The sequence below is a fragment of the Alistipes sp. Marseille-P5061 genome, from assembly GCF_900290115.1.
GTDB classification, from domain to species: Bacteria; Bacteroidota; Bacteroidia; order Bacteroidales; family Rikenellaceae; genus Alistipes; species Alistipes excrementigallinarum.
In genome coordinates, this window is the sequence record NZ_LT985751.1 from 1 (window position 1) to 13,671 (window position 13,671).

General features: G+C 63.4%; 11 protein-coding genes and 1 tRNA gene. 2 read left to right on the top strand and 10 right to left on the bottom strand.

Translation table 11 applies throughout. The features are described 5' to 3' along the window. Positions 1–1,829: 1,829 nt before the first annotated feature. Both C8267_RS09345 and C8267_RS09350 read right to left on the bottom strand, forming a co-directional pair. Complete coding sequence (locus C8267_RS09345; protein WP_106634438.1) at positions 1,830–2,846, bottom strand: helix-turn-helix domain-containing protein; 1,017 nt, start codon at positions 2,844–2,846, stop codon at positions 1,830–1,832. A gap of 992 nt (positions 2,847–3,838) precedes the next feature. Then, the gene (locus tag C8267_RS09350) at positions 3,839–4,828 is read right to left on the bottom strand and encodes a hypothetical protein (RefSeq protein WP_106634439.1); all 990 of its coding nucleotides are present in this window, start codon (positions 4,826–4,828) and stop codon (positions 3,839–3,841) included. A gap of 686 nt (positions 4,829–5,514) precedes the next feature. Between C8267_RS09350 and C8267_RS09355 the strand changes: the two genes are divergently transcribed. After that, positions 5,515–6,114 (top strand): ribonuclease HII, encoded by a 600-nt coding sequence (locus C8267_RS09355; RefSeq protein ID WP_087361956.1) that lies wholly within the window; start codon positions 5,515–5,517, stop codon positions 6,112–6,114. 628 nt (positions 6,115–6,742) lie between these two features. Here C8267_RS09355 and C8267_RS09360 read toward each other — a convergent pair. The 8 genes from C8267_RS09360 to dprA all read right to left on the bottom strand — a co-directional run bounded on the left by C8267_RS09360 (position 6,743) and on the right by dprA (position 13,281). Continuing rightward, a complete protein-coding gene (locus tag C8267_RS09360) occupies positions 6,743–7,213 on the bottom strand; it encodes an ExbD/TolR family protein (protein ID WP_442778180.1) in 471 nt (156 codons plus the stop codon). A 3-nt stretch (positions 7,214–7,216) separates the two neighbouring features. Then, positions 7,217–7,822: an ExbD/TolR family protein gene (locus tag C8267_RS09365; RefSeq protein ID WP_087361957.1), complete on the bottom strand. Its 606-nt coding sequence runs from the start codon at positions 7,820–7,822 to the stop codon at positions 7,217–7,219. Between the two features lie 9 nt (positions 7,823–7,831). Beyond that, positions 7,832–8,251 carry a hypothetical protein gene (locus C8267_RS09370; RefSeq protein ID WP_106634440.1) on the bottom strand — a complete coding sequence of 140 codons (420 nt, stop codon included), beginning with the start codon at positions 8,249–8,251 and terminating at the stop codon, positions 7,832–7,834. A gap of 27 nt (positions 8,252–8,278) precedes the next feature. After that, the gene (locus tag C8267_RS09375; RefSeq protein ID WP_106634441.1) at positions 8,279–9,082 is read right to left on the bottom strand and encodes a MotA/TolQ/ExbB proton channel family protein; all 804 of its coding nucleotides are present in this window, start codon (positions 9,080–9,082) and stop codon (positions 8,279–8,281) included. A 424-nt stretch (positions 9,083–9,506) separates the two neighbouring features. Continuing rightward, positions 9,507–10,541: an asparaginase gene (locus C8267_RS09380; RefSeq protein WP_106634442.1), complete on the bottom strand. Its 1,035-nt coding sequence runs from the start codon at positions 10,539–10,541 to the stop codon at positions 9,507–9,509. 3 nt (positions 10,542–10,544) lie between these two features. After that, positions 10,545–11,171, bottom strand: coding sequence for a TIGR04076 family protein (locus C8267_RS11175; RefSeq protein WP_106634443.1), 627 nt, complete (start codon positions 11,169–11,171; stop codon positions 10,545–10,547). Between the two features lie 20 nt (positions 11,172–11,191). Then, complete coding sequence (locus C8267_RS09390) at positions 11,192–12,178, bottom strand: TatD family hydrolase (protein WP_106634444.1); 987 nt, start codon at positions 12,176–12,178, stop codon at positions 11,192–11,194. Beyond that, complete coding sequence (dprA, locus tag C8267_RS09395; RefSeq protein WP_106634445.1) at positions 12,175–13,281, bottom strand: DNA-processing protein DprA; 1,107 nt, start codon at positions 13,279–13,281, stop codon at positions 12,175–12,177. Before dprA ends, C8267_RS09390 begins: the two co-directional genes overlap by 4 nt. 306 nt (positions 13,282–13,587) lie before the next feature. Here dprA and C8267_RS09400 point away from each other — a divergent pair. Further along, positions 13,588–13,658, top strand: a tRNA-Cys gene (locus C8267_RS09400). Positions 13,659–13,671: the final 13 nt, after the last annotated feature.

The following is a 13,671-nucleotide window of genomic DNA, read 5'->3' on the forward strand; positions in this document are numbered from 1 at the left end:
GCCGCGGTGTCAACAGGCGTCGTGCTGCGTTTGCGGGGTCCGGGCGGGTGGTGGAGCGGTGGAGCGAGCGGTGTTTCTGACGGCTGTGGGAACTTGTGCCGGGTTGCCGCGGGGGCTTCCGAGCGGTGACGCCGCGGTGTCAACAGGCGTCGTGCTGCGTTTGCGGGGTCCGGGCGGGTGGTGGAGCGGTGGAGCGAGCGGTGTTTCTGACGGCTGTGGGAACTTGTGCCGGGTTGCCGCGGGGGCTTCCGAGCGGTAGCGGCGCGGTGTTAACGGGACGCGTGTTGCGTTTGCGGGGTCCGGGCGGGTGAAAAATGGGAACCGGGGTGTGAAGCAGCTTTCAGCGGCAGGCAGCCGCGGGCCCGGGGATGTTTCCGGACGGCGGGTCTCCGGGATTGCGCGGTTGGGGTGGCTTGAGGGAAAAGGCGGCGCGGAATGAAGGGGCCGGCAGGAGCGGTCGGTTCGGCCGGAACAGCCGGAACAATCGGCGCGGTTGCTCCTTTGCGGGCCCAGGGCGGGGTGTTTCCGGGCGGCAGCTGAGTGAGGATGTTTCCGGGTGGCAGCGAAGCGGGGCGCCGGGTCTTCTGTGCGGATGTCCGCTGCGGAACGCAGAGCGGGCCAGCGGCGCGGTTGTGCCCTCCTCCTCCGCCGGGCTCTGGGCGGATGCCCGGAACCGGTACGTGCCGGGGCTGCGGGAACCGGGCGGCTTCGGAGCCGATGACGTGTGTCGTCTGCCGGGGCAGCGGTCGGGCCGGAGTTGGGGTCGAGGAGGTGTGTTGTGTCGGGGTCGGCGGGGGTGTGTTGGGGCTGATGGGGTCGTGCCGCTATTGCGGGGTGTCGGACGGATTTGATGGGTGCGGAGGGTTGCAAAAAGGTTTGTGCCGACGAAACGGCGACTCTTTTCGTTTGGTGCATCGGACCGATTCCGTTCCTGCGGTCAGGGCACAAAAAAAGGGGACCGCGTATACCTGCCGGTATCGGGGCCCCTCTGGTTAGGTTAGTTAGGTTAATGAGAAGCGGGAGATTCCCACGTTGTGATACACAAAGGTAAATCGATTTTTAGCGAAATCCAAATATTTTTCTTACAAAATTTACAATTTCCTCCCCTTGGATGCGATGATTTATAATTGAAATTTTTTAATTAGTGCAAAATTTGTAATTTTTTCAACTAATTCCGAACTCCGTTCTCAGCTCTTTGCAACGGGGCGAATCGCCGCTGTGCGGTCTGGGGCGGGGTTTTTCGGCCGTTTGGAAGGGACGAATCCGAGGGCGGGTGAGGCCGATTTGTTGCGTGCGGTTCGGGTTTCCGTTCCGCTTCGCTTCGGCAGCGGGATGGCCGATAGGGAGCTGGAGGGGTGAGGGAAGCGGCGGCCGGGGCTGGCGGTCGGTGGTATGGGCGCGGACGGGCGCGACAGTCTGGTGTCAGGCTGAGACCGGCAGGATGGAGGACAAACGAAACGGAGCTCCGGGGCCGGTGAGGCTTCGGGGCTCCGTCTTCGGAGGCATTTCCCGGTCTGGAGCGGGATGTGGGTTTCGGCCGTTCGTCCCGGCAGGAGCAGGGCCGGTGTGGACAAGGTACCGGGCTCTCCGCCGGCACGCCGTCCTGTCGTCCCGCCGTGCTGCCGTCCCGTCGTGCCGTCCGACCGTTTTCTTCGCTCCGCTTCCCCGGTGCGTGTCGTTCCGGCGTGAGCCTTAGCGGCGGGCGGACCTCAGGTCGTGGCAGCTTCGGCCGGCTCCATAGCGGCGGGCTGAGGCTGTTTGCGGGCCGGAGTCTTGCGCAACACTTCTCGCAGCATCGTTCCGGCGTGAGCCTTAGCGGCGGGCGGACCTCAGGCCATGGCAGCTTCGGCCGGCTCCATAGCGGCGGGCTGAGGCTGTTCGCGGGCCGGAGTCTCGTGCGGCGCCTCACGGGGCGGCGTTCCGGCAGCGCCCGGCCGTGCGGAGAGCGCCTCCTCCGGCTGCGTGCGGGGCTGGCTGTCCCCCTCGGCGGCGCGGAGGTGGCGGCTGCGGTAGGCTGCCGGCGTCATGCGGTACTCCTTCTTGAAGAGCTTGATGAAGTGCGACGTGTTGGGGAAGGTGCACTCCACGCCTATCTCCGAGATGGACTTCGAGGTCGAGATAAGCAGCAGCCGCGAGTGCATCAGCCTCTGGCGGATGTACCACTTGTGGGGCGGCATCTCGAAGTGGCGCCGGAACTCCTTCTTGAACGAGGTGAGCGAGCGGTTGGTCAGCCGCGCCAGCTCCTCGATGGAGATATCCTTGAAGATGTGGTCGTAGACCGTCTGTTCGAAGTTCTCCTTGGCCGTGTCGATGTTGCTCAGCAGCTTGCTCTTGATGCAGCAGTCCTCGTGCGAGGCGATGAGGTAAATCAGCTCCGTCATCTTGATGCTCTCGGCGGTCTCGTCCTGCAGGAAGCTCTCGTCGCGCAGGTAGTTGTTCGTGTTGACGAAAAAGTTGCGCAGCGAGCTCCATGCGGGCATGGCGACGTGGGTGCGGTTGTGGCAGTTTTCGCACGAATGGTCGTTCGAGATGTTGAGTCCGTAGGTGATGTTCAGGTGGAGCAGGATGCGCTGCAGGTCGGCGGGCGTGTAGTAGAAGAGCACCTGCTCGAAGGGCTGGCCGTTTTCGGGGACGTTCTCCACGTAGTGGTGGCCGAGCCCCAGGTAGAAGACGTCGCCGCGGTTGAAGGCCTGGCGTTTGTCGCCGTCGTAGACATACTTCGTGCCGCGCAGGATATAGCCTATGGCGTAGCGTGAGAGGGCCAGCGACTGGATGCCGTTGTGAAGCGTTTCGACATACTTCACAATCATCGGCTGTTGGGCCGAGGGAGTTGTAGAATTCTTCATGCAGTAATTGTGTTTTTGGTTTCGGTGAACAGGAAGTTGCGTCTAGGTGTTCACCTCCAAATATACAATATAATATTTAATAAATAAAATAATAAATACCCTATTTGTGTCATAATGGGGCGAATAGGACCGAACGAGGTGCGAGGGGGTCCGAATCGGGTATCGGCGCAGCGGCGCAGGCGCTTGTGCAGGGCTCTGCGTGGGGCTTTGTGCGGGGGTATGCGCGAGGGTGTGCGGGGGTATGCAGGGGTATGCGGAGGCGTCGAGTGTGTTGGAACAGGGCGGGTTGCGGGACGACTGCGGGGGAGAGTGTTGCGGGGGGGGAGTGTTGCGGCGGGAGGGCTATCGGGATGGAGGGCGGACGGGGCGGCGGGACGAAGGGGTGCGGGGGTGGTTGTGGTGAGTTGCGGATGGTCTCTTGCGCGGTTGCTGCGGGACTGCTGCGGTAGGCTGGCCGGTTGTGGAGGCAGTTGGGTGCAGGCCGGGGCGGCGGTTGCGGGGACTTGCTGCGGGAGTGGTTGCTTCGGGGAAGGAATGCTTCGGGGGGAGGAATGCGTGGGGATTGCCGGTTTTGTTGCGGTATGGGGCGGCGGATGGATGTGGAGGAGTTGACCGGAAGGCGGGGTTTCTGTCCCCGGGGCGGGCTATCGGGATGGAAAGCAGACGGGGCACAGCGGCGGGAAGGGCGGTCGTAATGAAGGGGGGCGGGAGTGGACGTGGAGGCTGTCGGGGGCCGACAGCGGGGATAGCAGTGTGGATGGTTTGAGGAGTGTCCCGGGGCAGGGCGACAGTGGGGTCGTGCGGCCCTTTGCCGCGCGTTATGACCGGTTCTTTTTGTTGGGAGGAAGACCCTTTGCGGCGGTGTCCCCTTTTATCGGGAGTGGACCTTTGCAGCGATGTTGGCAAGCCTTTTTGGGGCTGAACAATCCTTTGCCGCGGTGCGGTGCAGGTTTTTCCCGGACCGGAGGGGATGTGCTGTGGCGAGGGCCTCGTTACCGGAGTGCGGCGGTGAGCTGCGCCCAAAGGTAGGGGGCTGCAAGCGCCCAAACGAGCAGCAGTGTGTAGAGGGCCAGCGAGAGGGCGTAGTGCATCCGTACGAGCAGGAAGGGGGCCAGCAGCGCCGTGGGGAGTGCGCAGAGCAGCAGCGCCACGGAGGTGGCGCAGGGGAGCAGCGCGACGGCGACGGTGAGCAGCAGCATGCAGCCCGCCAGCGCGAGGATGCCGCGCGCCTTGAAGCCGACCGAGTAGACGCTGTTGAGGTAGGCGGCCAGCGAGGCGATGTCGAGCAGCAGCAGCGCTCCGGGCAGCAGCAGCGCGGGCCAGGGAAGGTTCCAGAGGTGCATGCCGTCGTTGTGGGTGAAGAGCTCGACGGCCTGCTGCAGCGGAGCGTCGAACGGCGCGCCCGTGGCCCAGTTGAGGTAGCAGGCCGTCAGCAGCGGCAGCAGCATGCCCGCGAGGGTGACGGTCAGCTCGCGCAGCGTCCGTTTGAGCAGCACGACGGCGGCCGGCAGCAGCAGCATCAGCGGTGCGGCGGGCAGGTAGACGAGCGGAACGAGCCCCAGATAGAGCCCTGCGCGGAAGATGTTGTCGAAGGCGTAGCCGTTGCGGAACGAACGGCAGAAGTTGTGGGTCGAGAGGGCGAGCAGCAGCAGCGTGACGGCGCCGACGAGCCCGGCGGCGGGCCAGGCGCAGGCGGCGGCGATGCCGAAGAGGGGAATGGCCACGCAGCTGTTGGTTGCGTAGAGTCCGTAGCGGACGGTGATGCGCCCCGTGAGCAGTCCGGCCCAGAGCAGCAGCACGAAGCTCATGACGCGGCTCCATACGGGGGCGCTCTGCTCGAAGTCGAGCAGCCAGCCGTCGAGCTGCGAGAGGGGCGCAACGGCCTCCGGCGCAGCCGTGGGGGCGACGCTGGCGACGCCGGCTACAAGCAGCAGCGTCACGAATGCCGGAATAATCGGCTGTCTTGCTATGTCGAAGTTCATTGCCTGTGCTTTGTGGGGCCACCGGTGGCCGGCGGCTTCCGGGTTTCGGTTTGGCCGGTTTCCGGAGTTCAGTTTGGCCGGTTTCCGGGGGAGCGGTTTGGCTCGTTTCCGGGGGCCGGGGAGCGGGTCGCTCCGGGCGGGTCCAGCTTGCTCCGGGCGTCTTGCCTCCTTCGATTCGGGCCCGGGGTGGAACCTTATCCGTCGGTCCGGACGGGCTCGGATGCGACGTGGCTTCGGTTGTTCGGGCGGCCTGGGGTTCGGGTGGCTTAGGTTGCGCTCTGCGGGCCCGTCGGGCCGGTGCAGGTCCGACGGGGCGTCCCCATTCGGTTCGGGCGGCTCCCTCTTCTCCGCTCTGGCCCCGGAAATCTTTTGACGGACGTCTCGGCTCCTTCGATTCGGGCCCGGGGTGGAACCTTATCCGTTGGTTCTGGCGGCTTCGGCTGCGCCGGAGGTCCCGCTTGTTCGGGTGGTTCCGGTTGCCTGTCGGGGTTCAGTCCGCCGGGCACCCGGCTACCTGTTCCGGGCCCTGTTTGTCTCCCGGTCCGCGATTCCGGAGGTCTGTCTGCCTCCCGGTTCGCAATTCCCGGGGCTGACTCGCTTCCGGCTCTCCGCTCTGCGGTTTCGCCTCGACAAAAGTAGCGAAAAAGCCTGAACGGGCCTAAATTATTCGTAACTTTGTTCCCGTCATGCTGGAGACCTCTTTCCAATACGAACTTCCTGAGGCGGGGTGCGACGAGGCGGGGCGCGGATGTCTGGCCGGGGCAGTCTTTGCCGCGGCGGTCATCCTCCCGCCCGACTTCCACCATCCGCTGCTCAACGACTCGAAGCAGATGAGCGAGCGCAATCGCGACCGGCTGCGTCCCATCATCGAGCAGGAGGCCGTGGCGTGGGCCGTCGAGGCGGTCTCGCCGGAGCGTATCGACGAAATCAACATTCTCAAGGCCTCGTTCGAGGGGATGTCGCTCGCCGTCGGGCGGCTCGGTGTGCGGCCCGGCTTTCTGGCCATCGACGGCAACCGCTTCTACACCTCGCTCGACATCCCCTACCGCTGCATCGTCAAGGGTGACGGCAAGTATGCCGACATTGCGGCGGCCTCGGTGCTGGCCAAGACCCACCGCGACGAGTACATGCGCCGTCTGGCGGAGGAGTATCCGCAGTACGGGTGGGAGCGCAACAAGGGCTACCCCACGCGCGAGCACCGGCTGGCTATCCGCCGTTACGGGCTGACGCCCTATCACCGTCTCTCGTTCATTCACGACAACGACCAGCTGGAGTTTTCTTTCTGATTCTGGCCGGCCGGGGTTTTTCGGGGAGGAGCCGGGGTTTTCCGGGTGAGCCGGGTTTTTTAAGGTGAGCCGGGTTTTCCGGATAAGTCGTGGTTTTCGGGGAGTCCGTGGTTCTTGTTCCTTGGATGGGCGGTTCTGCTTTTTCCCGGTGTGCTGCATCGTCTCCCCTGCATCGTCTCTCTCCTGCATCGTCTCTCTCCTGCATCGTCTCTCCCCTGCATCGTCTCTCTCCTGCATCGTCTCTCTCCTGCACCGTCTCTCTTGCACCGTCTCCCCTGCACTGTCTCCCCTACACCGCCTCTCCGCATTGTCTCTCCTGCACCTCTCCCCTCCTTTTTTGGGGGCTTTTCCCCTTTCGTGAATTCCTCTTCTCTTCCGGGCGGGGTGTCTTGTTGTCTGCGGCCCGACTCCGGGGCGCCCTCAGCGTGTGCGGGTACGAGAGGAAGGAAGCATTCTCTTCCGCCCGCAAACGGGCGGAGGCCTGTCGTTATCTCCCTCCCCCGAGGCGGGAGGACCTGTTCCCTGCGCCGGCGGGTGGCCAATGCATCCCCTTCCCATGTCGGCGGGCACAAAAAAAGAGCGGACCTCGCTGTGAGGTCCGCTCTTCGCTTTGAGGGTCGACCCGGGATTAGTAACCCAGCGACTTGGAAGCCGCATAGGAAATTTTCAGGGCGTTGGCACGGCGAAGCTCCTGCTTTACGTCGGTCACGATACCCATCTTGGTCTTCTCGTCGGCCTTGAGGCAAATCGTCATCGAAGCACGGTCGGCCTCGTTGAGCTTGTCTCGCTCGGCGGCGACGAAGTCCAGAATGTCCTTGGTCGTCTTATAGGAGTCGTTCAGCTGGATGCGGGGCGCGGTTCCGAACTTCGCCTGCATGGCCAGCGTCGGCTGTCCGATGTGGATGTAGCTGACGAGCGATTTCTTCTCCAGCTTCTGCACCTCGGTTGCTTCCGGAAGCTTGTATCTTACAAGAAGTTCCTGTTCGCGCATGGTCGTCGAAACCATAAAGAAGAAGAGAATCATGAAGATTACGTCAGGAAGCGATGCGGTCGAGATAGGGGGCAAGGTCTTGTTGCCCTTCTTTTTCATTACTGCCATAGCTTACTTCTTTATGTTACGCGGTTCGGCCTCCGAAATCTTCAGAGGTATTGCTTTCGAGATGACGTCGCGCTGCCCCTGCGTCAGGTCGGCAAACTTGCTGCCGAACTTGCGCATCGATACCTCGTCGCGGACCTCGTTGAAGGCGCGCGTGAGCTCGTTCTGAACCATGATGTACGACTGATAGCCGGTATCACGGGTCGTCTGCAGCGATACGACTCCCTGACTTACGGGGTAGGTCCACTTGCTGCCGTCGGGCAGGTCGAAGGTCTCATCCACCTTCTCCGGAAGATTTGCGTCCTCCATCGGGTTGAGGATGAACTCCTTCGTCTTGTCTTTGAGCTGATGGATATCAATAATCTCCTGGTTGCCCGACGTTCCTGCCATGATGTTGCCGCTGCCCGAGATGAGCACCAGGAAGAGGTTGCGCTCCTTGACCTTGATGTTCTCCTGTTGTACATCCTCGGGAGGCATCGGCGGAAGCATGCGCACCAGACCCGTGTCGGTGTTCATGGTAGTGGCCACCAGGAAGAATATCAGCAGCAGGAAGGCGATGTCCGCCTGCGAACCCGCATTGATATCCGGTGTTTTTCTCTTATCTATTGCCATTGTTCTCTGTTACTTGAAAGCTCTCCAAATTTCAGTAACAACGGCCGTCAGGAATGCAGCTGCGAAAGCGACATAGGTTACGATGATGCTCGTTTCGGTAATGACGGTTTCGCTGTGCCCGAAGAAGCCGTTGTTCTGAAGATCCACGATGTTGACCGTATGGCCAGCCGAATAGAAGTAGGCCACGCCAACGACTATGATTACCAGAGCCAGGGCCAGGATGGACCCCTTGATGCCTGCCGGGTTCTTGATCATCCCGAAGATGGCGCAGAAAAGTGCCGATGCAAGCGCGAACACGAACAGGGCGTAGCCCCATATCAGGTTGACGCTGATTGCATCTTCCGATCCTCCGGTCGCAATCGCGTAGACCAGAAGAGCAACCGTGATGACCATCAGAACGCTCAGCAATATGCTAAATGCCTTTTTCATATTTGCTTTTGGTTTTTCTGCGTTCGATTATTTCTTGCTGTAAGCAGTCAGGATATCCATCAGCGTGATGGACGAGTCTTCCATTGCGTTTACCAGAGAGTCAATCTTCGATACGATGTAGTTGTAGAACAGCTGGAGAATAACGGCTGCGATAAGACCCAACATGGTGGTCAGAAGGGCGACCTTGATACCACCGGCTACCAGCGTCGGGCTGATATCACCTGCTGCCTGAATCTGGTCGAATGCGTCAATCATGCCGACAACCGTACCCATGAATCCCAACATAGGCGAAAGGGCGATGAACAGGCCAATCCACGTCAGACCCGACTCCATCTGGCCCGTCTGTACCGAACCGTACGATACAACCGACTTCTCAACGGCGTCGAGACCCTGGTTGTAGCGGTCCAGACCCTGGTAGTAAATCGATGCGATGGGACCGCGCTTGTTGCGGCAAACATCCTTGGCTGCCTCGATGCCGCCCTTCTTCAGAGCCTCCTCAACGGCTGCGATGAGCTTCTTCGAGTTGATGGTCGACAGCGACAGGAAGAGAATGCGCTCGATGGCTACTGCAAGACCGAATACAAGGCAGAGCAGAATAGGGAGCATCCAGATCCAACCGCCCTCGAGGAACTTCTGCATCAGAATGTGGTGCATGCTCTCGCCGGCGATTTCGGTCTCGGCGGCTACTACGTCCTCGGCTACCGGGGTTTCCTCGGCTACCGTGGCCTCTTCGGTTGCCGGAGCAGCAGCGGCCTCGGCCTCCTGCGCAAACGCGTTAACAGTACCCAGCGAGAACAAGGCAACTGACAGAATCAAAAAAAGTTTTTTCATAGTTGTGTTAGATAAAATTAATTTGATTAGTTGAATTTGTAATCGTTTGTGGTTTTGTTTTAAAGTTTGTTTCTTCCTTTTCTGTTCCGTTGCCTGCCGCCGCCTCCCTCCATGCGGAGCCGGGTGCGGTGTCGGCTGATTACGGTTCCGTTAAATTTTTCCCGAAGTCCAAAAAAATCGAAAAAATATCGTTTTTCTCTCCTCCCGGCACGCTTTTTCGCCGCCGTTTTCTCCTTCGGAGGGTTTCCGAAGGCTCCGCGGGAGATGCGCTCCCGAGCGGGAAAAACGTCGCCGGAAAATTTGCAACTTCGTATCAATCAACTCGGTACCTTGCATCGCGGTCTGCTCCGACCCCGTTTCAGGGCTCCGAAAAGGCCGCTTTGCAGTGCGAAATATAGGAAAAATATTTAATCTGTGCAACGTCCTATCGAGTAAATTCGCCGTGGAGAGGGCGTTGCAGCAGCGCGCGGCTCTCCTCGTCCGGAAGCCCCTTGCCCAGCACGTACATCAGCTTGGTGACGGCCGCCTCGGTGGTCATGTCGTAGCCGCACAGCACGCCCGCCTTCTGCAGGCGCAGTCCCGTCTCGTAGAGCTCCATGGCGACCCGTCCGCCGCCGCACTGCGTGACGTTGAGCACCAGGATGCCGCGGGCGATGGCCTGCTCGATGAGGCGGATGAACCACTCGCTCGTCGGGGCGTTGCCCGCGCCGTAGGTCTCGAGCACCACGGCGCGGATGCCCTCGACCGAGAGGATGCCCTGCAGGATGCGGGCGTCGATGCCCGGGAAGAGCTTGACGATGACCACCCCGTCGTTGAGCGACGTGGCGATGCGCAGCTCGGGCGATGAGTCGGCGGGGTCGGGGTGGAGGATGGCGGCGTAGTTGTAGGTGATGTTGACCCCCACCTCGGCCAGCGGCGGGTAGTTGTAGGAGCGGAAGGCGTTGAGCGCCTCGGCGCTCCGCTTCGAGGTGCGGTTGGCGCGGAAGAGTCGGTTCTGGAAGTAGAGCGAGACCTCGGGCACCACGGGGCGGCTCCCCTGGCTGGCGCCGGCGATTTCGATGGCCGTGATGAGGTTCTCTCGGCCGTCGGTGCGCAGCACGCCGATGGGAATCTGGCTGCCGGTGAAGACCACCGGCTTGGAGAGGTTCTCGAGCATGAAGCTCAGCGCCGAGGCGGTGTAGGACATCGTGTCGGTGCCGTGCAGGACGACGAAGCCGTCGTAGCGGGCGTAGTTGTCGCGAATCAGGCGGGCGAGCGTCACCCAGTTGTCGGGCGAGACGTTCGAGGAGTCGATGACGGGGTTCATCGTCTCGACGTCGATGTCGACGTTGAGCCGCTTGAGCGAGGGGAACTCCTCGTAGATGCCGCTGAAGTCGAACGGGACGAGGGCGCCGGTGGCGGCGTCGGTCTTCATGCCGATGGTGCCGCCCGTGTAGATAATCAGGATGGATGCGCGCATAGCTTATGATTCGGTTTTTTCGTGTGGTCGGGTTTCGGGGTTGGCAGGGGCCGCGGCAGGTACGGCCGCCGGGGTCGCGGAGGTTGCTGGGGTTGCTGCGGCGGGTCTGCCGCGGTGTCGGGCGGCGTCGGAAGCCGAAGGGGCGGCCGCAGGTGCGGTGTCCGTTGGGGAGGCGTTGCTGCGGAGGGTTTCGGAGCGGTTGCCGGGCCGGGTGTCGGGTCGGCCGGGCTCTCCGCTGCCGGGTGTCGGGTCGGCCGGTTCTTTGCGGGCGGCGGGCTCTCCGCCGTCGGGGGTCTGTTTGCCAGGGGCCTGTCCGTCGGGCGTCGGTTCGTCGAGCGCCTCCACCAGAAAGCTCACCGGGCGGAAGCCGTCGTTGCACGAGAGCATCGCCGAGGCGGGGTTCTTCATCCACCCGTCGTAGAGGCCCGTCGCCCCGTGGGCCAGCGCCATGACGAAGGGCGAGAGGCTCTGCCAGGCGCTCTCGCACAGCCCCTCGGGGCGGCTTAGGCCGTCGCACTCGAAGCTCTGCCCCACGCTGAGGTCGCAGGGGTGTTCGAGCGGGTTCTCGTAGCGCTCCATCAGGTCGCGGTAGCAGGCCTTGCGGATGACGGTGATGCGGATGCGTTTCATGATATCCGGTGCGTTGTCATTCAGTTGTTTGCAGTCGTTCGGCCGGCTCCTTCGGAAGCGGGCGTTTTCATGGTGTCGGGGCCTTCGGTTGTAGCCTTTCCGGACCCCTCGGCTGCGGCCTTCCCGAGCTCCTCGGCTGCGGCCTTTCCGGGCACTTCCGCTGCTGCCCTTTCGGGCTCCTCGGCGGCCGGCAGCGCCCCGAGGCCGAACATCCGCTCGGCCGAGGCTGTCGTGCGGCGGGCCACCTCCTCGGGCGGGAGCCCCTTGAGGGCGGCCACCCGCTCGCAGACGAAGCGCACGTAGGCGGATTCGTTGCGCTCGCCGCGGTGGGGCACCGGGGTGAGGTAGGGGCAGTCGGTCTCGAGCACCAGGTCGTCGAGCTCCATTGCGGGGACGGAGGCGGCCACCTGGCTCCGCTTGAAGGTGACCACCCCGCCGATGCCGAAGAGCCAGTCGCCGCAGGCGCGGAGGCGGGCATAGCGCCCCTCATCCTCCGAGAAGGCGTGGAAGACGCCGCGCAGCGCGGCACCCTCGCTGCGGGCCCGGGCGCTCTCCTCCGCGATGATGCGCTCCATCTCGTCCCACGCCGCGCGGGTATGGATGGCCACGGGGAGCCCCCGTCGCCAGGCCATGCGCAGCTGTGCGGCGAAGGCCTCGCACTGCTCGGACACGAAGTCGCGGCTCCAGTAGAAGTCGAGGCCGATTTCGCCCACGGCGCAGAATGCTCCGATGCCCTCGGGAGGCGCGTCGAGCAGCCGCTCGACCAGCGCCAGCTCCTCGCGCCAGCGGGGGTTGTCGTTCACCGAGGTGGGGTGGAGCCCCATCATCGGGATGTAGCGCGCCGGGTCGCGGCGGCTGAGGGCGAAGAGGCGTTCGTGGCTTTCGGAGTCGATGGCCGGGAGCAGCAGCCGCTCCACCCCGGCCGCGGCGGCACGGGCGAGCGCCTCGTCGCGGTCGGCGTCGAACTCCGGTTCGTAGAGGTGCGAATGGGTGTCGATGAGTCTCATGGCAGTTTCATGTATCGGTTGCCGGGGAGCTGGCGGACGGCGCCGCTCAGCTCGAGCCCCACCAGCAGCGTGGCCAGCTCGCCCGGGTCGAGTCCGCTCAGCTCGCCGAGCGTCTCGAGCGAGAGGGGGTCGTCCGTGCGGAAGCAGCCCAGCAGCCCCCGTTCGTCGGGGGTCAGACGGCGGTCGCCCGGCGTCTCGGTGCGGGTGTCGCGCTGAGGTGCGGCGTTCTCCCACTGCAGCTCCGTGATGATGTCGTCGGCCGTGAGAACCATCTGTGCCTTCTGGTTGCGGATGAGGAAGTTGGTGCCGGCCGACATGCGGTCGGTGACCCGTCCCGGGAGGGCCATCACCGTGCGGTTGTAGCCGTCGGCGCAGTGGGCCGTGAAGAGCGAGCCGCCCGAGGCGGGCGATTCGACGACGAGCGTTCCGGCGCTCAGCGCCGCGATGATGCGGTTGCGCGCCAGGAAGAGGCTGCCGTTCTGCCGGGTCTGCGAGTGGAGCTCGGTGAGCAGCGCGCCGCCCTGCTCGAGGATGTCGCGTGCCAGTCCGGCGTGCTGCGTCGGGGTGACCCCGGGCAGCGGGTTGGCCACCACGGCGACGGTCGGCACCCGGCAGGCGAGGGCCGCGCGGTGTGCCGCGGCATCGATGCCGAAGGCCAGGCCGCTGACGATGGAGAGCTCATCGACCCGCTCGGCGAGCCGTTCGATGAGGGCGTGGCACATCGTCTCGCCGTAGGGCGTAGCCGTGCGCGTGCCGACCACCGAGAGGCAGCGCATGTGGAGCGCCCGAAGTTCGCCCCGCAGGTAGATGACGTGGGGCGGGTCCGGAATATCGCGCAGCAGGGGCGGATATTCGGGGTCGGTCGAGGCGATGGGCCGGATGCCGTTGCGGCGGCAGTAGAGCAGCTCGCGCTCGGCGGCGGGGAAGCCCTTGCGCTGGAGGATGGCCCGCAGCGGCTCGGGACGCAGCCGTGCAGCGCCGGCCAGCTCGTCGTGCGAGGCGGCGAAGATGCGGCGGGCGTCGCCGAACACCTCGAGCAGGTGTGCGGCGCCCTTCACACCGATGCCGGGGGTCATCTGCAGGGCGATGTCTTCGAGTGTCATGGTCGCGGGGACTCTTTTGCGGGAGATAAAGGTAGTGATTTCCGGGCGAAGACGGATGGGTTGGAGGCGGAAAATGCGTAAAGTTGCGAATAAGTTTTGCAGATATCGGAAAAGTGTGTATATTTGCGAACCGAAACGACCCGGAGCCGCCCCGAGGGGAGCCCGAGCGATATCCGGAGGGGGCCTGAGAAGGAGCCAAGGGGGCTGAGAAAGTCCCGAAGGTGCTGGAGAAGGTGCCTGGGGGGCTTGAGAGGGTCCCGGAGGTGCTGGAGGGAAAAGCTGAAGGGGGCGTTTCGAGAAAGAAATGGTCTGATGGCCGAGTGGCTAGGCAAAGGTCTGCAAAACCTTGTACAGCGGTTCGAATCCGCTTCAGACCTCACAGAAACCGCG

Bases quoted from the DNA above. Each gene is read 5' to 3' on its own strand.
- C8267_RS09345 (WP_106634438.1), bottom strand. From the start codon at position 2,846: ATGAAGAATTCTACAACTCCCTCGGCCCAACAGCCGATGATTGTGAAG.
- C8267_RS09350 (WP_106634439.1), bottom strand. From the start codon at position 4,828: ATGAACTTCGACATAGCAAGACAGCCGATTATTCCGGCATTCGTGACG.
- C8267_RS09355 (WP_087361956.1), top strand. From the start codon at position 5,515: ATGCTGGAGACCTCTTTCCAATACGAACTTCCTGAGGCGGGGTGCGAC.
- C8267_RS09360 (WP_442778180.1), bottom strand. From the start codon at position 7,213: ATGGCAGTAATGAAAAAGAAGGGCAACAAGACCTTGCCCCCTATCTCG.
- C8267_RS09365 (WP_087361957.1), bottom strand. From the start codon at position 7,822: ATGGCAATAGATAAGAGAAAAACACCGGATATCAATGCGGGTTCGCAG.
- C8267_RS09370 (WP_106634440.1), bottom strand. From the start codon at position 8,251: ATGAAAAAGGCATTTAGCATATTGCTGAGCGTTCTGATGGTCATCACG.
- C8267_RS09375 (WP_106634441.1), bottom strand. From the start codon at position 9,082: ATGAAAAAACTTTTTTTGATTCTGTCAGTTGCCTTGTTCTCGCTGGGT.
- C8267_RS09380 (WP_106634442.1), bottom strand. From the start codon at position 10,541: ATGCGCGCATCCATCCTGATTATCTACACGGGCGGCACCATCGGCATG.
- C8267_RS11175 (WP_106634443.1), bottom strand. From the start codon at position 11,171: ATGAAACGCATCCGCATCACCGTCATCCGCAAGGCCTGCTACCGCGAC.
- C8267_RS09390 (WP_106634444.1), bottom strand. From the start codon at position 12,178: ATGAGACTCATCGACACCCATTCGCACCTCTACGAACCGGAGTTCGAC.
- dprA (WP_106634445.1), bottom strand. From the start codon at position 13,281: ATGACACTCGAAGACATCGCCCTGCAGATGACCCCCGGCATCGGTGTG.